This window comes from Staphylococcus sp. GDX8P114P-2, from assembly GCF_017892945.1.
GTDB lineage: Bacteria > Bacillota > Bacilli > Staphylococcales > Staphylococcaceae > Staphylococcus > Staphylococcus arlettae.
The window spans coordinates 89,561-110,021 of record NZ_JAESMB010000014.1 but is presented as its reverse complement, the minus strand read 5'-3'; the positions used below and the strand labels follow the sequence as shown (position 1 = coordinate 110,021).

At 35.9% G+C, this 20,461-nt stretch carries 15 protein-coding genes; 7 read left to right on the top strand and 8 right to left on the bottom strand.

All coding sequences use genetic code 11. The features are described from left to right. Nucleotides 1–69 precede the first annotated feature (69 nt). A complete protein-coding gene (locus KA845_RS07790; protein WP_167867778.1) occupies nt 70–1,236 on the bottom strand; it encodes a YbfB/YjiJ family MFS transporter in 1,167 nt (388 codons plus the stop codon). A gap of 269 nt (nt 1,237–1,505) precedes the next feature. Here KA845_RS07790 and KA845_RS07785 point away from each other — a divergent pair, with 269 nt between their 5' ends. Continuing rightward, a complete protein-coding gene (locus KA845_RS07785) occupies nt 1,506–2,933 on the top strand; it encodes an aldehyde dehydrogenase family protein (RefSeq protein WP_210127929.1) in 1,428 nt (475 codons plus the stop codon). 138 nt (nt 2,934–3,071) lie between these two features. On the opposite strand, the gene KA845_RS07780 is transcribed toward KA845_RS07785, so the two are convergent. The 6 genes from KA845_RS07780 to KA845_RS07755 form a co-directional block, all read right to left on the bottom strand. Further along, entirely contained in the window at nt 3,072–3,443 is a 372-nt protein-coding gene (locus tag KA845_RS07780) for a Na-translocating system protein MpsC family protein (protein ID WP_103388248.1), read from the bottom strand. Between the two features lie 102 nt (nt 3,444–3,545). Beyond that, nucleotides 3,546–6,149 (bottom strand): DUF2309 domain-containing protein, encoded by a 2,604-nt coding sequence (locus KA845_RS07775; RefSeq protein ID WP_210127927.1) that lies wholly within the window; start codon nt 6,147–6,149, stop codon nt 3,546–3,548. A 13-nt stretch (nt 6,150–6,162) separates the two neighbouring features. Further along, nucleotides 6,163–7,680 carry an NADH dehydrogenase subunit 5 gene (locus KA845_RS07770; RefSeq protein ID WP_210127925.1) on the bottom strand — a complete coding sequence of 506 codons (1,518 nt, stop codon included), beginning with the start codon at nt 7,678–7,680 and terminating at the stop codon, nt 6,163–6,165. A 713-nt stretch (nt 7,681–8,393) separates the two neighbouring features. Further along, complete coding sequence (gene exaC, locus KA845_RS07765) at nt 8,394–9,914, bottom strand: acetaldehyde dehydrogenase ExaC (RefSeq protein WP_021459448.1); 1,521 nt, start codon at nt 9,912–9,914, stop codon at nt 8,394–8,396. 130 nt (nt 9,915–10,044) lie between these two features. Next, complete coding sequence (locus tag KA845_RS07760) at nt 10,045–10,542, bottom strand: GNAT family N-acetyltransferase (protein WP_103388251.1); 498 nt, start codon at nt 10,540–10,542, stop codon at nt 10,045–10,047. A gap of 61 nt (nt 10,543–10,603) precedes the next feature. Then, the gene (locus tag KA845_RS07755) at nt 10,604–11,617 is read right to left on the bottom strand and encodes a YeiH family protein (protein ID WP_002509579.1); all 1,014 of its coding nucleotides are present in this window, start codon (nt 11,615–11,617) and stop codon (nt 10,604–10,606) included. 112 nt (nt 11,618–11,729) lie between these two features. On the opposite strand from KA845_RS07755, the gene KA845_RS07750 reads away from it, so the two are divergent. The 4 genes from KA845_RS07750 (at nt 11,730) to KA845_RS07735 (ending at nt 15,290) form a co-directional block, all read left to right on the top strand. Then, nucleotides 11,730–12,611, top strand: coding sequence for a LysR family transcriptional regulator (locus KA845_RS07750; RefSeq protein ID WP_167867775.1), 882 nt, complete (start codon nt 11,730–11,732; stop codon nt 12,609–12,611). A 99-nt stretch (nt 12,612–12,710) separates the two neighbouring features. After that, entirely contained in the window at nt 12,711–13,637 is a 927-nt protein-coding gene (locus KA845_RS07745; RefSeq protein ID WP_021459450.1) for a VOC family protein, read from the top strand. Nucleotides 13,638–13,655: 18 nt separating this feature from the next. Beyond that, the gene (locus KA845_RS07740) at nt 13,656–14,717 is read left to right on the top strand and encodes an LLM class flavin-dependent oxidoreductase (protein ID WP_210127923.1); all 1,062 of its coding nucleotides are present in this window, start codon (nt 13,656–13,658) and stop codon (nt 14,715–14,717) included. Nucleotides 14,718–14,726: 9 nt separating this feature from the next. Then, entirely contained in the window at nt 14,727–15,290 is a 564-nt protein-coding gene (locus tag KA845_RS07735) for an NADPH-dependent FMN reductase (RefSeq protein WP_210127921.1), read from the top strand. Between the two features lie 111 nt (nt 15,291–15,401). On the opposite strand, the gene mqo is transcribed toward KA845_RS07735, so the two are convergent. Further along, nucleotides 15,402–16,889, bottom strand: coding sequence for a malate dehydrogenase (quinone) (mqo, locus tag KA845_RS07730; RefSeq protein WP_002509890.1), 1,488 nt, complete (start codon nt 16,887–16,889; stop codon nt 15,402–15,404). Between the two features lie 466 nt (nt 16,890–17,355). Between mqo and fadX the strand changes: the two genes are divergently transcribed. Then, on the top strand, nt 17,356–18,909 hold the full coding sequence (fadX, locus tag KA845_RS07725; protein WP_002509891.1) for a fatty acid degradation protein FadX: 1,554 nt from the start codon (nt 17,356–17,358) through the stop codon (nt 18,907–18,909). Between the two features lie 35 nt (nt 18,910–18,944). Then, on the top strand, nt 18,945–20,459 hold the full coding sequence (fadD, locus tag KA845_RS07720) for a long-chain-fatty-acid--CoA ligase FadD (RefSeq protein WP_002509892.1): 1,515 nt from the start codon (nt 18,945–18,947) through the stop codon (nt 20,457–20,459). Nucleotides 20,460–20,461 lie beyond the last annotated feature (2 nt).

The window sequence follows — 20,461 nt, the reverse complement described above, 5'->3', positions numbered from 1 at the left end:
GTCTAATTATCAGGTATTTGATGCCTTAAGATATATTAAAAATCATCTATTTGCATTATTTAGCCCTCCTTAAGTCATTGCTTTATAACTCTTTATAGTACTGAACAAACCAATAATAAGTACTAATGTCGCAAATCCTAATGCAATATTATAGTTATTTGAAGGTCCGATTAATACACCAGAAATCGCAGGGGCTACCATCTGTCCAACACTGTAGATCACCGTTAAAGACGCCACTAAATTTGACTTCCCACCCGATTGATACATTAATGTTTGACCTGTAGACATAAAAAGTGTCGTTAATCCTAAAAATGTACTACCAAACAAAATGGAACTGATAATTAAAACGACTATGTGATTAGATAATATTGGTAAACTCACACCGATTATTTGAAGTATAAATGCACAATAAGTCGCTTTATCATATCCCATTTTCTCTGCAATAACTGACCACAATACAGTTGAAGGTATGGCTCCTAAACCTACAAACATCCAACTTAAAGCAGCATAATCTGCCAACTCAGGAATAGATTTAACTATAGCAACTAAAAATGTACCTGTAATAATATAACCAGCACCTTCACAAAAATAAGCAATCGAAAAGTAGCGTATAAATTTAGCGTTTAATGGTGGCTTTTCGTCAACATTAGTGTGTTGTGATTGGTGCGTCTTTATAGTCGGATTATCACGCATACCAAAGATTACAAATGCCCCACCTAATAAAGAAAAAATACCCAATACAATCCACGTCAATTGCCAATTATCATTATGCGTTTCAAAAAAGATATATATACTACTAGCAAAAATGCCTAGCCCTACGCCACTATATAGCAAACCTGAAATATTCGATTTTTGTGCTTGTCGTAATGCTTCCAACACAATATTAGATGCTAAAACAAATACGGTACCACTCGTTATTCCAGATACTAAACGCAATATAGCCCACAAGCTGTATGCCTCTGTTACTCCCATCAAAATGGTTGTCATAATATTGATCAATAAATAAATTTTCAAATCTATAGCTTTGCTTTTAAAAATTAACCACATTGGAATAATTGCACCTATCAAATAGCCCAAATAATTAATTGTGGCTAAAAAACCTGCTTGTGTACTATCCATATGTCCAGATACTTGCATGAAGGGCAAAATAGGTGTATAAGCAAAACGACCTATTGCCATTACTATAAATAAAGTTAGCATACCTAGACATAATTGTCGTATTGCATGTTGAGTCATCAAGTAGCACCTCTTTCTTTATTTAGCTTTCATTATACTTAACTATAATGATTAATAGAAATGATAGTTTTTGATGTAAATCATCAGTTATTTTGATAATTACTGTTTCTTCACTGAAATCCTTTGCACAAAAAACATATATAAAATAATTTATTTTCTTAAATCAATCAGTTGAATTTTAATTAATATGAGTGTAATATTCGATTGGTCTTAATTTATATTAGTATTTACTAAATATGAATATAAAAGATTACTTAAGGAGTGTTTATATGTTCAATCAACCGAAACAATATATTAATGGCGCATGGGTAGAAAGCCATAGCCAAGAAACAATTGCTGTTATTAATCCAGCAACTGAAACAGCTTTTGGCACAATTGCTAAAGGTAATGCACAAGATGTAGAAGACGCTGTTCAAGCTGCTAACAATGTTTATTTAGAATTTCGCCATTCATCTATCGACTATCGTAAGCAATTATTAGATGCGATTGTAACAGAATATGAAAATCGTAAAGCTGATTTAATTGAAGCAATGACTTTAGAGTTAGGTACTCCGGTCACTGCAGCTGAAAATGTTCATTATGAAATGGGCTTGGCACATTTCAAAGCTGCGCGTGATGCGTTAGATGATTTCCAATTCCAAGAACGTCGTGGTAATAATGTCGTAATGAAAGAAGCGATTGGTGTCGCTGGTTTGATCACACCATGGAATTTCCCAACAAACCAAACAGCTATTAAATTAGCAGGTGCGTTAGCAGCAGGTAGTACAGTCGTACTTAAACCTTCTGAAGAAACACCATTTGCTGCAATCATTTTAGCCGAAATCTTTGATAAAGTTGGCGTTCCTCAAGGTGTATTCAACTTAGTTAATGGTGACGGTATGGGTGTTGGTAATCCATTATCAGAACATCCATTAGTTAGAATGGTTTCTTTCACTGGTTCAGGTAATACTGGCAGTAAAATCATGGAAAAAGCGAGTGTAGATTTCAAAAAAGTATCGCTTGAATTAGGTGGTAAATCACCATTCGTTATACTTGATGATGCTGATTTAGAAGCTGCAGCAGACGCAGCAGTTCATAAAGTAGTCGATAATTCTGGACAAGTATGTATCGCTGGTTCACGTACATTAGTACCTGAATCTCAAAAAGAGGCATTTATTGAACAAGTAAAAGCTAAAATTCAAACAATTAATGTTGGCGTTCCACAAGATCGTTCAGTAAATATGGGACCTGTTATCAATGCTAAACAATTCAAACAAGTACAAGCGTTCATAAAAACTGGTCAAGAAGAAGGTGCTACGCTCGAATTTGGCGGTGAAGGTAAACCAGAAGGATTAGAAACAGGCTACTATATTAAACCTACTGTCTTTTCTAATGTAGACAACACTATGACAATTGCACAGGAAGAAATTTTTGGTCCTGTTATGTCAATAATGACTTATTCAGATTTAGATGAAGCCATTAAAATTGCCAATGATACAAAATACGGCTTAGCGGGTTATGTTTACGGTAAGGACCTAGAAACATTACGCTATGTTGCAACATCACTAGAAGCGGGTGTTATCGAAATCAATGAAGCACCAAGAAGTTGGGATCTTCCATTTGGTGGTTACAAACAATCTGGAATTGGTCGTGAATGGGGAGACTTCGGTATCGAAGAGTTTTTAGAAGTCAAATCCATTTCAGGATTCTTCAACTAACAACTGGTTGTAGGACAGCAATTTAATGTTATCAACAAGATTTAGTCGTCCAATCTGACTGCACTGAATATTAAAAAGCACATTACAAGTCATCACCTATTTAAGGTAGTAGCTTGTAATGTGCTTTTATTTTTATAATTAACTTGGATCAAATTGTGCTTCTAAATCAGTTTCTAATTTAAATACTATGATTCTTTCTCCTGTGCGAGAGCTCAAGTCTGTATGTAAACTTACGACATGTGCTCCAGTAATATTTAATATTATTTCTTTTAAGTGTTCTGCACCAGATTCAAGCAATTTAGATCGCGTTCGTTTAATTGATAGCAAGCCTTCTTGTGTTTCACACACAGTATATTCTGCTGGCGTCAAAATACCTTGCAAATCAATAATAATCATATTTCTTAAAATATCTGTTTTTACAGATAATGAGCCTCTACCGAGATATTCTTTTTCCCATTGTGTCACTGCTTTACTAATTTCAGATTCACAAGAGCCTTTCGTTACAGTCATTAAACGATATACCTCCTATTACTTCTAGCTAGCATTTGTTCATTCCTATGATAATGGTATCTTGCTATATTATATCAAAAATAATAACACTGTCACTTTTCATTACCAGATATGCCACTGTCCATCCGGAGTAATATTCGCTAAATGTAACCAATGATTGTCTACTTTTTGTTTAAAGTTTTGATTTTCTTGTAGTAATCGGTCTATATGATCATCAGGTGCTTGAATCACAATGAGTAATCTTAGAGGCGCATGATACGCTTCGTAATCAGACCTCATGACTGATTGCCACGGTAAACCCGTCAATAAATCACTCGCGTTTCCTTGCATAACGCCCAACCCACCAGTCACTGTATGGGTAGTCTTACTGCCACTACCATAATAATGAGGTGCTACTGTCGAAGCATAATATTGTAAGTTAATCCAATGCGCCACAGTTGCAGGCCCTGCAATAATATTTGCTAGTATAGACCCTGTTGCATCCTCACGCCAATCATAATTTTGTAAGAAAGATCTACCTTCTAAATTTGTCTGTTGTGTTAATGTCCTTTGACCAATAATAAATGACGCGTTTCTTGCTAATCCCCACTCTGGTCTAATTTCGCTCCAGTCATGTGCTAAACGTTGCGCTTCATGTTTTGCATTTTTAACTGATTGTGACAATCGAGGTAAAGTTAACATGCGCTCTGCATTAGCATTAAGACTTACTTGTGGCATTGCTGCTTTAATTTGTGTTAGTGCAGTTTGTGCAGCTGTAGATAAGTTAGGCACATAAATCCAATCCAACTCATCAAGAGCAGTATTATGTTGCGCTGCTACAAATACTGTTTCTTGTGGAATTGTGATTCCTACATTTATCAATGCTTCACGGACTTCTTCTAAATTACACAACATAGCTAACACTTTGGCATTAAATCCACTGGCAGCACCCCCGCATGCCCCACAATCTAATGAAGAAGCATATGGGTTATTCGCACTTTGACTACCGTGACCACATAAAACAACTAATGGTGAAAAATCATGTGTTAATCCCATTAACTCCAATCCTTGTTTTACATATGTCACTTTTTCTTCTTTTGTGAAGCCTACTGGTAAACCGTCTTCTTCTCCATACATTTCATGCGTTAAAGTCAGCGAGCTCTTTGGTTTATTGAACCAGTTTTTATAAAATTTTTGGATTAAGTTTCCAACAGGTCTAGGTACAAAACTACGCGAAAACATTTGGACACTGAGCCATGAGCCACTTAATTCAGGTAATAATAAACTTGGCAGCACATTTTGTTTCATTTTCTTAAACGTATAAATTAATGAACTCACTGAATATTTGCGTTGTAAATGCATCTGTAAATCTTGCGGACGCGCCACTTCTTTTACTTTATGTAGTGGCTCATTCATAACTGGTAAAGATGCATGACTGTGATGACTACCCAATTGACAACTTTCTATAGGTATGCCGAAAAACCCTGCTATACCAATTGTCTCAAAAGGTCCTGCTGCTTCTAGCTGGCGTCTAAATTGTTCTGATCGTACATCTATACAAAAGGCTAGTTGTGCTTGCGTACTGTCATTCTTTTTTTCTGCTTTTGAAACGTTCGTGAGTTGATGGCGCAATTGCTGGGCATAACTATCTTCCCACGCTTCTAACCACAATGTTCTACACGTTTTGTCATCCAATCGTTGCGCTAATTTCAAGTAGTCATGCTGTTTAGGCATCGACAATTGGTTCCAATGGCTTGTTGTTAACCCTCCCCAATGTATCCAATTATTTATCAACGTCACTACAGATGGGCGTGCCACAGGGTTTGATGCATTAAAAGGGGCAAATGGTTGAATAAATACCCACTCTAATGCTAGACGAATCGCTAAGTATTCAGTTATCAACGGCGCTTTATGACCCACCTTATCAGTTTGCCATAATAACATACCTGCCCAACCCGGTAGTGCTAATAAATGATTTTCTAAGTAACCTTGAATTTCATCATGTGGAATTGCTAAATGTTCTAACATTTGTGCTATAACTTCCAGTGGTTCAGAAGGTACTTGTTTTAATGCTTGTCGTTGTACTTTTGATAATGCTGGATCATGTGTTACTAATCGTTGCCAAGCATAAAAGAATCCTTCTTCACGTCCTGGCATTGTCCAACTTGCTTGGTTTTCATCCAAGTACAACTTACACCATTTAATGACATGGTAATCAAGCAACTGTAAATATGATTCTTTCGGCTTATGTTTAATAAACTTACTTCTGGGTGGCATAGAGCGTTGTAACCAGCGTTGAAAGACATCATCATCAGGTAGTTCAGTTGTCGCCGCTAAGTCATAACTTTCAGATTCTATTGTTAACGGTTGATCATCTAATTTCAGGGCATTGCTCCCATATTGTTTTGCAACTTCAAAAGGTACATTTAACTGTTGTTGTTCTATCCATTGTTCCAAACGCTCAACTAAATAGCTATCCTCAATTTCACCTTTTTGATAAGCATCTTTAATAATTTTTTTGCCTGGAAATATATCTACATCTCTTGAATTATCTAACCATCTGCCGATAGTTTCGAATTGTTTATCTTCAAGGTTGACCCAAGGATGTCGTGCTGCAAATATAGAAATTGGTGATAATGGAACAATTACTTTTGTCGCACGTGTAATAACCGCTTCTATACTATCATTGTGCAATTGTTTGTGTGCTGTAGACTGCGCTGTAACCATGGTCATTCCTCCTTTAAGATAAAAATTTCTTGAGATAGTTAGGGTGCCGTTCTATTGCTTTTGTTTTCGCATCGCCTAAACGCACTAACCATAAATATATAATAGCGAAAACTTTTGATGATTGATGTTTCGCAACCCACGTACTTATAATGCTACCGAGCACTAAAATAACAGCTACCAATATTATAATAAATAGTGATGGGTGACTATTGCTAATAGCAATATTTTGTAACCACGCATTGAAATAATGATGGATGACGAAATAAACCACGCCCACTATAACGAGTGCGATGAGACCAATAATCCGCCCCATTTTGCCTTCACCAAATGCTACTAATTGAGTCCATGCCATCGATAACGACCATGCTAGAATAAGCGCACTAATGATTCGATAACCTTCACCTGGTTCTGCTAACCAGAAAACAATCGCTAACACTCCTGCTAAAATACGCCCACTAATAATCCAAAAGTACGACATTCTTTCATTAGCTCTAACTGGGACTTCAAAGTGTTGGAGTGCAGAGCCCGATCTTAAAAACAACGTTGCTTTGAATAAACCATGTAAAATAAGATGAATGATTGCAGCAACATACGCCCCTAATGCACATTGTATTAACATAAAACCCATTTGTCCCATAGTAGAGCCAACGAGCTGTCGTTTATAATCTACATGCACTAAGCTAATGCCCGAGCCTATTAATACGGAAATACAGGCAATAATGATTAAAATAAATGCAGCAAAATCACTATGAAACAACGGTGAAAAACGTGTCAACATAATACCACCTGCATTCACAATACCGGCATGCATAATTGCAGATACTGGCGTAGGTGCAGCAACAGATTCTATCAACCATCGTTGGAATGGCCATTGAGCTGCCGGAACAATCACAGCAATAATAAGCAGCAATGATAAACTAAAGTATTGCCATCCAGTAACCATACTAAGATGCGCTTCTGTTAAAGCTGCCGAAAACGTCCATTCTCCTGTAATAACAAATAACCACAATACCGAACATGCTAAAGCTATCCAACTTAGTAAAAAATAGCGACTTGTAACTTTTGCTGCCGCTTTAGTTACTTTCCATTTTCGATTCAGGCGCATCAGCAATGATAAACAAATTAAAGTCAGACCCCAAAATGCCGTCATTAAGCGTAAATCATCACTTAACCATGCAATCGCTGCAAAACTTGTCACTAATTGAAATAACACAAAATATTTACGATAATTAAAATCGCCTTTTAAATACTGCATCGAAAAGCGTTGGATAATTAATCCAATGACTAATACAAAGAACGCCATTAACCATGCGAGAATATCAAAATAAAAAGGTCCTAATTTCTCACTATTATCTATGTTAATTAAGGCAATTAATGCGATTAAAGGTGGGAATGCACTTACCCCTATATGTATTTTTATATAAGACAGTGGTACACGTTTATTAATAAAAATAACACCACTTATCACAGCAATGATTAACGTGCTGACAAACACAATCATGAATGTTAAAAGTCCTGATGTAGCATCCATATACTAGGCCCCTTTCCATTTAAAATAATAAATGTTCCACAACTATATTTAGCAAAACAAAAAAGCCAACAAGTTGTAAGATACACTCTGTGTATGCATTACAATTGTTGACTTCATTACAACCTACTCCCGTAAAGGAATATTTTGCGCTGCTGTCGCTATGTTATCAATAATTTTTCGTTATACCGTTAACTATAGAAAGCAACTGCACCTAAGATACTTTTTCATTCAACCAATATTATTATATTAATCGTCTGCTAAAGTGGGAATTCACCTTTCAATAAGTAACGGTATATTAATTCAGAATAGTAACAATTTATAACTTTTTCAGCTATCTGTCAAGTTTTAAGATAATTACAACAGAATCACCACGCAAAGATTCAACAAAAAAGAGGTTGGAATATCGTAGATGCAGAACAGCATCTGTTCATATTTTTGCAGCTGGCTAAAAGAAAATTACGTTTCAAATAAATCTTTTCTTTTGCTTCATGCTTTCGAATTGAGAGACAAACTTTTGCCGCTAGTACAGCTAAAACTTTCATATAATATTAGTATTGTTTTTGGCCGACTTCTACTCGCCGAAGACTACAGGCTACGGCAGTGCCCGCGGAAAGCATGCACAAAAAAACTGCCAACAAAGTTGGAGCCTTTGTCAGCAGTCTTTATCATCTTTGTAGGTAAATCTAGTTCATCAAATTGCAGTCAACGTACCGTTAAAACAAGCCAGTTGGATTGGTATCATAACTGACTAAAAGATTTTTAGTTTGTTGGTAGTGGTCTAACATCATTAAGTGGTTCTCTCTACCAATACCGGATTGTTTGTAACCACCAAATGCAGCGTGTGCTGGATATGTGTGGTAATTATTGACCCATACACGTCCTGCTTGTATACCTCTACCAATACGATAAGCAGTATTTTGACTACGCGTCCATATACCCGCGCCAAGACCATACATTGTATCGTTAGCCATTTCTAAGGCTTCTTCATTATCTTTAAATGTTGCTACAGACAGTACAGGACCAAAGATTTCTTCTTGGAAAATACGCATGTCTTGAGTTCCTTTGAAGATCGTAGGCTCAATATAAAAGCCATGTGCTAAATTATCATCTTCCGTACGGACGTTACCTCCGACTAGCACTTCTGCACCTTCATTTTTTCCAATATCTAAATATTTTTGAATTTTTTCTTGCTGTTCATTAGAAGTTTGTGCACCTACCATTGTTGTATCATCAAGTGGATTACCTAATTTAATTTTGTTCACTTTATCAATACATAATTTAATAAAATCTTCGTAAATATCTTCATGCACTAAGGCACGTGAAGGACATGTACATACTTCACCTTGGTTAAGTGCAAACATGACTAACCCTTCTACAGCTTTATCTAAAAAGTCATCATCTTCATCCATAATATCTTTAAAGAAGACGTTAGGTGATTTACCACCTAACTCCAAAGTCACAGGAATAATATTATCACTAGCGTTTTTCATAATGATTTTTCCTGTTGTTGTTTCACCTGTAAAGGCAACTTTATTAATACCTGTATGTGTGGCTAATGCCTCACCCGCTTCAGCACCAAAACCATTAACGATATTTAATAATCCGGCAGGCAATAAATCTTCAATTAATTCAACAAAATGTAATACAGATACAGGTGTTTGTTCTGCCGGTTTTAATACAACAGCATTACCTGTAACTAAAGCTGGCGCAATTTTCCAAGTGGCCATAAGTATAGGGAAGTTCCATGGAATAATTTGACCTACAACACCAAGTGGCTCTTTGTAATGATATGCGACTGTATCATTATCAATTTGTGAAATGCCACCTTCTTCGGCACGTATCACTCCAGCAAAATATCTAAAATGATCTACCACTAATGGTAAATCTGCCGTTAATGTTTCACGTACAGGTTTTCCATTATCGAAGGTTTCAATCACTGCTAAGTATTCTAAATTTTGTTCGACACGATCAGCTATATCTAATAACAATTGAGAGCGTTCAGCGGGAGATTTTTTGCCCCACTCAACTTGCGCTTGTTGTGCAGCTTGAACCGCTAAATCTACATCTTCTTTAGTGGATTGTGGTACTTGTGAATAAACTTCACCTGTTATGGGAGAGAGATTATCAAAATAATTTCCTTGTTGCGGTGCTTGCCATTGGCCGTTAATAAAATTTTCGTATTGCGTTTTTACCTTGTATTGTGCATTTGGTTCAGTTGGATTAGTATAAATCATTTAATTACCTCCTTTTAGTAGTTCCTTACCCGCAACTACTTACTTGTAAGCGCTTAAATTATAATCCCAAAAACTGTATGAATTGCTAAAACAGACTATATTCTAACATCATACAAAGTTTACCTAAACTTTAAAATAGTTTAATCATGTTAAACCATGCTACATTGCCGTGTGTTGATGCGGAAGATCCAGCATTGGTATAACCATATTGTTCATACAAGGTAACCAACTCTTTTTTACATGTCAAGGTCACACCTTGACGTTGTGTTGACCTGGCTAACTGCTCAAAATGTTGCAACAACATACCAGCTAAACCTTGATGTTGATATTCTTGTGCTACAACTATGCCTAATATGCTGAGATACCCACCTGTTTCTGAATTAGGTTTAATACTATCAAATAAATCATCCGTTATATATTTTTGGTCGATAACGGGACCATTTATATAACCTGCAATAGTATTCGTTGTATCATCCACAGCAACTATAAAGCTATCTGTAATCAAAAAAGCACGTTCGCGTAATGCCTGTTCAGTCGCCGCTTCTTCTGGGGTAAACCCCGCTTGTTCTAATAGAATGATTTGCTCTAAATCTGTTTGCTGTACTTGTCTAAATTGTAACACTGCCATCCCTCACTATTATGCTCGTATTTAAATAGAGTGTAGGCAAATATTAGATAGCTGTCAAAATTCAAACTAATAAATATGCTATACCACTAACAATGATTGAGGTAATCAGCATAGCCATTAGCGGTTTAAAGGCACGCTGTCTTAAATCTGCCAAATTAACATTCAATCCTAATCCTACCATCGCTGCCGTTAATAACCATGTTGTCAGTGTAGACACACTGTTCATTACATTTGATGCTACTGGAATCATCGGACCTAGTACATAACTACCTATAATACTCATAATAATAAAACCTATTAAAAACCAAGGGAATGGTATTTTAGTAGTATCATTTTCAGTTGAACTCTGTTTGCGTTTCATTAAATACATAAAAATAAATGCTACGGGTACTAATAGAAACACTCGTCCCAATTTAGTAAGTAATCCTAAGGCCATCGCTTCATTACCTGCCGGTGCAGCAGCTACAGCTACATGTGCTAATTCATGTAAACTCATCCCACTCCACGTACCATATTGTACAGGTGTTAATGATAATACCGGCGCTAACATCGTATAACCGATTGCAAACACAGTACCGACTAGTGCGATCATACCTACACCAATCGCTGTATCCTCTTCTTTCGCTTTCACAATAGGTGCAATCGCTGCAATCGCCGCTGCACCACAAATACCAGTACCCACACCAACTAACAACGAAATCATTTTATCTGCTTTGAACAATTTAGCTAAGCTAAGCATAACTATTATTGCTAGTGCCACAATACAAGCATCTCGTAATAATAAACCTAGTCCTTCATTAAAAATAATCGTAATATTTAATTTTAGTCCGTACAATACAATTGCCACACGTAATAATACAAATGACGAAAACTTAATGCCTCGTTGAATCGCTCGAGGATAGCCAAATAATTGTCGAAATACCACTGCTATAATAATGGCACAAGCCATTTGACCAACACGATCAAACCCCGGCAGTAAAGCTAATACGTAGCCTATACCTGCAATAGCGAACGTAAACACTACACCTAACAACCAACTCAGCACTTTGTATTGTTTAAGTTGAAGTCCAAACATAAGTATTCCATCTCCTTTTCGTTTAGCATATAGCGCTCGCTTTTATAAGTAAAATTAATTATTATAATAATTACTATAAGTAATTTGATATGAATAATTGGAGGTATACAATATGGATCGCTATTTAAATGTCTTTATCAGTGTTGCAGAGCAACAAAGTTTCTCAAAGGCAGCAAAATTACATCACATGACACAGCCTGCAGTCAGCCAATACATACGTACATTAGAAGAGCGCATGAACACCAAATTATTAGATCGAAATAATAAACGTGTCCATCTCAATAAAGCTGGCGAAATTGTTTATCATTACAGTAAGGAAATTATGGGTATGTATGAACGCATGCATTATTTAGTTGATGATTTAAATCACACCGCTAATGGACCATTAAAAATTGGAGCAAGTTATACTTTCGGGGAATATATATTGCCCCATATCATTGCCAAAACTAAAGAACACTGTCCAGAAGTCCAACCTATCGTCACAATTGGCAACACTGAAGAAATAGCTGCACTAGTAGAAAATCATCAATTAGATATCGGAATTGTCGAAGGTCATTTTAAAAATCGCACGTTAATACCACATAAATTTGCCGAAGATGAAATGATTATCGTCGCTACACCAACGCATCCTTTGTTGCAAAAATCACACATCACGCATCATTTACTAGAAACACAAACTTGGATTGTAAGAGAGGAAGGATCTGGTACTAGAGAAGCATTGAATAACGTCTTCAAATCACTTGCTATTAGCCCTAATAATCTCATACACTTCAGTAGTACACAACCTATTAAAGCATCGGTGGAATCTGGGTTAGGTATTAGCTTTTTATCAAAATGGGCAGTCAAAAAAGAATTAGCTAGAGGGGAGCTTGTTGCTGTTGATATGAATTTCCTTCCTTACAAACGGACCTTTGCATACTTAACCCATTCACCGTTTCAAACGAAATCATTAGAGGTATTTATAGATATCCTGTGTCACCATCAGTTAGATTAAGCGTACGTAAGTCCATTCTAACTAAGATAAAACATATTATTGGTAAAAATTGTATACTTGATATAAAATTTATACTAAATTGACTGTAGGAGGAATTTTATGACTGTTACTGGACATCACCACATTTCAATGTATACCAAAAATGCCAAAGCAAACAAAGACTTTTACACTAACGTACTAGGTTTAAGATTGGTAGAAAAATCTGTCAATCAAGATAACCCTAAAATGTATCATTTATTTTTCGGAGACGAAGTAGGTTCAGCTGGAACTTTATTAAGTTTTTTTGAAATACCTAATCTGGGTAAAAATCGTCCGGGTACTAATTCTATTCATCGCATAACTTTACTCGTACCAGACAGTACAGCCCTTACTTATTTTCAAAATCGTTTGGAAGCGCGCGGTGTTACTACTCAACCTCTTACTTATTTGAATCAAGATGCACTAGTGTTTCATGATGTAGATGGCTTAGAGCTTGTTTTAATGGTTAACAACCAGCATGCCTTACCAACGTTTTGGCGTCACAACCCTTATAGCGATATCCCGAAAAAATATCAAATATTAGGCATGGGACCAGTAGAATTACGCGTTAAAAAAACGCAGCCGACTATGGAATTTTTAACTCAAACATTAGGATACTATCGACGAGATGATACTACAGAACTTGTCTACACACTTGATGATTCGGGCTACTATACAGATATCGTAGTCGTTTCACAACAAGGTGCTTCTGCAAGACCAGGGCAAGGATATGTGCATCACTTGGCTTTAAACACACCGACAGATGACGATTTAACAGCTATGCACAATAGTATCAACCAGCTACCTGGCAATAATTCAGGCATCGTTGATCGCTATTTCTTTAAATCGTTATATTACCGTCAAAATAAAATTTTATATGAATTTGCAACTGCTGAACCTGGTTTCACTGTAGATACTAGTGTTGAAAACTTGGGTAAAGAACTTAACTTACCAGATTTTTTAGAAGCGCAACGTGCAGATATAGAAGCTGCATTACACAAACTATAAATAAAGGAGACTAACACTGTGGCAGAATTAAAAATGAACCAACATTCACCATTAGAATTCGGTTTATACTCATTAGGTGATCATTTGCTCAACCCACATAACGGAGAGAAAGTCAGTTACGAGCAACGCATTAACGAACTTATAGAAGCAAGTAAACTTGCTGATCAAGCAGGCATTGATGTCTTTGCAGTAGGCGAAAGTCACCAAGAACATTTCACTACTCAAGCACATTCTGTAGTATTAGGAGCTATTGCCCAAGCTACTGACAATATTAAAATTTCTAGTTCCTCAACAATTATTAGTGCGACAGATCCTGTACGTGTATTTGAAGATTTTGCTACATTAGATTTAATTTCGCATGGCCGTGCAGAAATAGTTGCTGGTCGTGCTTCACGAACAGGTATTTTTGAATTATTTGGGTATGATTTAAATGACTATGACGCTTTATACGAAGAAAAATTAAATCTCTTATTAGAACTTAATAAACACGACCGAATTACTTGGTCAGGACAATATCGACCTGACTTAAACAATGCGCTTATATATCCACGTCCAATAGACAATACTATACCTATTTGGCGAGCAGTCGGTGGTCAACCAGCTAGTGCAATTAAAGCAGGTCGCCAAGGTATTCCTATGATGATTACGACACTTGGAGGTCCAGCAATGACCTTCAAAGATTCTATAGACGAATATCGAAATGCTGCACAAGCTAATGGTTTTGATACCGATGCATCATGTTTACCAGTTTCTACTGCTAGCTTATTTTATACGGCACCGACAACACAAGATGCTTTGAAAGAATATTATCCACATCTAAATACAGGTATGGCATTTATTAGAGGCGTTGGTTATCCGAAAGCACAGTTTGCAAATGCGCCTGATTATAGAGATGCTTTAATGGTAGGCAGTCCGCAACAAATTATTGAAAAAATTCTCTATCAACATGAACTATACAATCATCAACGCTTTATGGCTCAAATTGATTTTGGTGGCGTCCCATTTGATAAAATCATGCAAAATATTGAATTAATTGGCAATGAAATTATTCCTGGCGTCAAAAAACATTTAAACAAGTAGGTGATTAAGTTGAATATAGTATTACTTTCTGGCTCTAGTGTAGGATCAAAAACACGCACTGCCATGGATTATTTACAGCAACAATTAACAGCGACAACGAATGATCATATTGAGCTTATTGATTTACGTGAAAAATCAATCGAGTTTAGTGATGGACGAAATTATTTAGATTATCACGGCGACACATTAGAAGTCACTACTGCTTTAATGCAAGCTGACATTATTTTTATTGGTTTCCCAATTTTTCAAGCTTCTATCCCTGGGTCATTGAAAAATATTTTCGATTTATTACCTGTTAATGCGTTTAAAGATAAAGTAGTAGCCATGTTCGCCACTGCAGGTTCAGACAAACATTATCTTATTCCTGAACTACAATTAAAACCAATACTTGATTATATGAAAGCACATACGATGCAAACATATGTCTTTATTGAAGAGCGTGACTTCCATCAACAAACAATTGTCAATGATGACATTATTTTCCGATTAAATGCTTTAGCACAATCTACTGTACGCATGGCGAAAACTTATCAACAAATTTTACAAGATGAAGAATCACAATATGATTTTTAATAACATAGCAAAGCGGCATGTCAATGACATGTCGCTTTTTGCTGTGACATATTAATATTTATATTATAAAATAAATCCCCGCCAAGTAATAACTTGGTGGGGTTTCATTATTTATTTTTCATTTAATTCTAATGCTTGTGCAGTTGCTTTACGTGTTTCGTGTAATAGTTTTGTATCTTCAATTAATGATTGACCATAAGATGGAATCATTTCTTTAAGTTTTGGCTCCCATGCTTGTTTAAATTGTGGGAAGTTCTTTTCAATGACTTCTAAAGCCACTGATACTGAAGTAGATGCTCCTGGTGATTCGCCTAGTAAAGCGATAACTGTATGATCTTCTGAATTCACTACCTCTGTTCCGAATTGGATAAAGCCACGACCGTGTTCTTTTGTATCTTTAATCACTTGAACACGTTTACCTGCAATGTGTAAATCCCAATCTTCGTCTTTAGCATCTGGAATAAAGCGACGCAATTCTTTCATACGGTCTTCTTTACCCATTAAGACTTGTTGTACAGAATATTTTACTAATGGGAAGTTTTTCGTTGCTGCAGATAACATCGTTACCACGTTGCTAGGGTTGATTGATTTAAATAAATCTAAATTAGAACCATTTTTTAAGAACTTAGGTCCAATAGCTGCAAATGGTCCGAATAATAAACTTTTCTTACCATCAATATAACGTCTATCTAGATGTGGTACAGTCATAGGTGGTGTGCCAGGTGGCTCTTTCCCATAAACTTTGGCGTCATGTTCATTAACAATGTTTGGATTACTACATACTAGGAATGCACCACTGATTGGGAATCCTCCTAAATGCTTACTTTCAGGAATATTTGTTTTTTGTAACATTGGTATGGCATTACCACCAGCACCGATAAAGATATAGTCTGCAACATGAACATCGACCTGATTATTTTGTAAGTTACGTACTTTCACTTCCCATTTTTTATCATCACGTTGTTTAAAATCAACTACTTCATGACGATAATATACATCAGCGTTGTCATGTCCTTCTATATTCTTAGCCATTTTACGTGTTAACTCACCAAAATTCACATCTGTACCTTCATTAATTTTACTAGCTGCAAATGGTGTATTGCTTGAACGACCTTCCATCATTAATGGGATCCATTGTTTTAATACTTCTTTATCCTCAGAGTATTCGATATCTTCGAACATTGGCAATTTAGCTAATTTTTCATAACGACGTTTTAAGAAGTTTACATTTTTAGTTCCTAATACGAAACTTATATGTGGTAATGGACGAATGAAATCTTTCGGATTTTGGATAGCGTTACTTTTAATTAAGTATGACCAAAATTGCTTTGAAACTTCAAACTGTTCATTAATTTCTTTCGCTTTTTCAACATCGATTGAGCCATCTTTTTGTTCCACTGTATAATTCAATTCGCATAATGCCGCGTGTCCTGTTCCTGCATTGTTCGTCTCATTTGAACTCTCAATTGCGGGTTGATCTAAACGTTCAAATAGCTTTATGTTCCAATTTGGTTCGACATCTTTCAAAAATGAACCAAATGTTGTGCTTAATACTCCTGCGCCAATTAATATGACACTTTTATTTTCAGTATTATCCATTAGGAACCACCTTTCCCATATTAGTTAATTTATAGTGTGTGCATCAGTCTTGCTCACTATCATTAGAATTATCTACCCTATAGTCCACACTGACAAAAGAGCATTTTGTACAAATATTATTTGTAAGCACTGTCAATTGTGATTTTAAACTAGGATTGTGAAAAAGTAAATTTCGTAGTTATTTAACTTATGTGCTTAAACAACTTAATAGCATATGTTTAAACATCAATTTTTAACTAAACTACTATCTACAGTTAATTACTTTTACACACATCTGATGACTTGATGTATTTTTATTATATCTCATTTTAATGCTAATTTTCAATACAATTTCTAACATTTAGAAATTTTAACTCAATTCTAACGTTATTTAACTTTTACACTACATAACATTGTGTTATATTTCATGTAAGGGCTTACATTTGAAGGGGGTATGTCTTCTAATGAATACAAGTGATGCTGTTGTATGAAAGTAATACCATTAAATGAATTACACACAATAATTAAAAATGATGATGTCATCGCACTCGCTGCCTTGTCGGTTGCCAATCTACCAGCGGAATTATTAAAACACATGACGAAACAACATGATGATACGGGAAAATTAACTGGTCTTACATTTATGTTAGCTAATGATATTAGTAATTATGCGGATGGGATAGATTTAGACGCTTTGGTAGAGCGAGGAATGATTAAAAGACTCATCATGAGTATTATCACTGCATCACCTGCAACTGTTAATGCTATTAAGCACGATGCGCTTGAAGCGTATTTTATACCTCAAGGTGTAATGACTACGCACTATCGTAGTGCAACATCTGCTTCACCCGGTATGATTACGAAGATTGGCTTAAACACTACTGCCGATCCACGTTATCAAGGTGGTAAAGCAAATGACCGTACTACTGAAGATTTGGTAGACTTGATAGAAATTAACAAAGAGCAATATTTACACTATAAATTTCCAAATATTGATGTAGCCCTACTACGAGGAACGTATGCAGATGAAAAAGGCAATATTTATATGCACCACGAAACACATTTAGGAGAAGGTTTCAGTGTGGCAGCAGCTGCACACAATAACAACGGTACTGTCATTGTACAAGTAAAGGCTATCGTCGCAAACGGTAGTTTTAATCCAAATGAAGTGTTTATTCCAAGTGAATTAGTAGATTACGTTGTTGTCAACAAAGACCCTAAATATCATAAACAAGTTATGCAAAAGTATTATGACCCTGCTTTAGCTGGCCATTATCGTATCGCTTCAATGACTCAACCACAACTAGACCTCACAGATAAAAAATTAATTTTAAGACGCGCAGCACAATTTTTAACTCAGGACGACGTAGTTAGCGTTGGTTTTGGTATTAATAATGATTTGTCACAATTACTTATAGAAGAAAAAGTGACGGAAGCTGTGCAACTAAATATCGATACTGGTACTTATGGTGGTTTACTAGGCAGTGGTATGCAATACGGTATGAATTATAATTTAGATGCCAAAATGAGACATGATATGACTTGGGATTTCATTTATAACGGAGGTATTGATATAGCCTTTTTAAGTTTTGGCGAAGTCGATGCCGATGGTAATGTAAATGTTTCACTTCTTGGTGATAAGATGAATGGTTGTGGTGGCTTCATTGATATTAGCCAAACCGTTAAAACCATTATATTTTCAGGTAAATTAGTTGTTGGGGGTCAACTAAATATTCAAGACGACCATATCACTATCGCACAAGAAGGTACACCTTCTAAATTCGTTGATACCGTTCAACATATCGACTTTAATGCAAATTATGCACGCAGCTTAGGACAAACCGTTTACTACGTGACAGAACGTGCTGTCTTTCAATTAGTTGAAGATGGTATTGAATTAATTGAAATTGCTCCAGGCGTCGATTTGCAACACGACGTTTTAGATAAATTATCATTCCAACCATTGATTGCTGACAAACTACACACTATTGATTCAAACATCTATCGTCAACATTGGGGAATGCTGTATAAGTCACTTTAGCACTGGGAGTTATTTACACTTAGGGGGTATTTAAAATGAATTATGATTGGATAAAAACAAGATCAGATTTTGATGAAGAGAAACCCGCAATTATAGACCCAGCAAAAGGCACACAATGGACATACCAACAGCTAAATATTCGCGCTGATAATTTAGCACATCACCTACGTGAACAAGGTATTAAGCAAGGTGATGTAGTTGGTATCTTCGCACCCAATGATGTCGCAATATTAGATGTATTATTTGCTTCATTCAAACTAGGAGCCATTTATTACCCTATCAACTGGCGTTTAAGTCCAGAAGAAATTGAAACTGTGGTTAATGATTCAGGCGTTAAGTTAATTTTTTATTCAACAAAACACCTATCTAGTTTAACTCAAATACCAGAGGACTTAATCTATTTAGATATTGATACACCCGCCTATGATGAGATTGTAAATCCAGAAGTACATCACCCATTCACTGCAGTGTCAGTAGAACATGATGACATAGCATCCTTGTTGTATACAAGTGGTACTACAGGTACTCCTAAAGGGGTCATGTTCACATATGAATCTTTTGTCAACAATGGTATTAATTTAAATTTAACTTACAACACGGTGCCTGATGATGTCGCTATTGTTTCACTACCAATGTTCCATGTATTTGGTTTTAATGATTTAACAATTCCTATGTTAATGAATGGTTCCACAATAGTGTTACAACGTTACTTTAATGGCGAAGGATTGAACGACCTTATGGCAAAATTCAAACCTAATTATGTGATGTTGATTCCAACTATGTACTATGGCATGTTAATAGCTGACAATTTCAATCCAGCAAACTTTGAAAACGCACGCTATTTAATTCAAGGTGGCTCTGCCCCACTACCCGCTGTTCAAAAGAAATTCGCCAGTATGAATCTCTTTTTAATCAATGGATATGGATTAACTGAAGCGCCACTAACTACTGTCAACACACCAGATAACGCTATCAATAAGCCAATGAGTATCGGTAAACCAGTGATGTTTACAGAAGTTCGTGTGTTAGATGACACATATCAAGATGTAACACCTGGAGAAATTGGTGAATTGGCTATTCGTGGTAAAAATGTAACACCTGGTTATTGGAATAAACCTGAAGAAACTGCTAAGTCATTTCATAAAGATTTCTTCTTAACGGGAGATTTAGCTCGTTTAGATGAAGACGGTGATATTTATATTGTCGATCGTAAAAAAGAAATGATTATTACAGGTGGCGAAAATGTGTTACCTTCAGAGGTCGAACGCGTACTATCTGAGCACCCTATCATTGAACAATGTGTTGTCGTCGGTTATGACAGCCCGAAATTTGGAGAGTCTGTTGCCGCTGCAATAATTTTAAAAGAAGACACAGCGAATTATGAACAAGAATTAGATAGCTATGCACGCGAACACTTAGCTGGTTATAAAATCCCTAGAATGTATCTTAAAATTACTCATATGCCTTTAAATGCAACATCTAAACCAGACAAACTATCACTACAAAAATTAATGAATGACAGAGCACAACAAGAAGATGAACTTGCGTAAAC

Bases quoted from the DNA above. Each gene is read 5' to 3' on its own strand.
- KA845_RS07790 (WP_167867778.1), bottom strand. From the start codon at position 1,236: ATGACTCAACATGCAATACGACAATTATGTCTAGGTATGCTAACTTTA.
- KA845_RS07785 (WP_210127929.1), top strand. From the start codon at position 1,506: ATGTTCAATCAACCGAAACAATATATTAATGGCGCATGGGTAGAAAGC.
- KA845_RS07780 (WP_103388248.1), bottom strand. From the start codon at position 3,443: ATGACTGTAACGAAAGGCTCTTGTGAATCTGAAATTAGTAAAGCAGTG.
- KA845_RS07775 (WP_210127927.1), bottom strand. From the start codon at position 6,149: ATGGTTACAGCGCAGTCTACAGCACACAAACAATTGCACAATGATAGT.
- KA845_RS07770 (WP_210127925.1), bottom strand. From the start codon at position 7,680: ATGGATGCTACATCAGGACTTTTAACATTCATGATTGTGTTTGTCAGC.
- exaC (WP_021459448.1), bottom strand. From the start codon at position 9,914: ATGATTTATACTAATCCAACTGAACCAAATGCACAATACAAGGTAAAA.
- KA845_RS07760 (WP_103388251.1), bottom strand. From the start codon at position 10,542: ATGGCAGTGTTACAATTTAGACAAGTACAGCAAACAGATTTAGAGCAA.
- KA845_RS07755 (WP_002509579.1), bottom strand. From the start codon at position 11,617: ATGTTTGGACTTCAACTTAAACAATACAAAGTGCTGAGTTGGTTGTTA.
- KA845_RS07750 (WP_167867775.1), top strand. From the start codon at position 11,730: ATGGATCGCTATTTAAATGTCTTTATCAGTGTTGCAGAGCAACAAAGT.
- KA845_RS07745 (WP_021459450.1), top strand. From the start codon at position 12,711: ATGACTGTTACTGGACATCACCACATTTCAATGTATACCAAAAATGCC.
- mqo (WP_002509890.1), bottom strand. From the start codon at position 16,889: ATGGATAATACTGAAAATAAAAGTGTCATATTAATTGGCGCAGGAGTA.
- fadX (WP_002509891.1), top strand. From the start codon at position 17,356: ATGAAAGTAATACCATTAAATGAATTACACACAATAATTAAAAATGAT.
- fadD (WP_002509892.1), top strand. From the start codon at position 18,945: ATGAATTATGATTGGATAAAAACAAGATCAGATTTTGATGAAGAGAAA.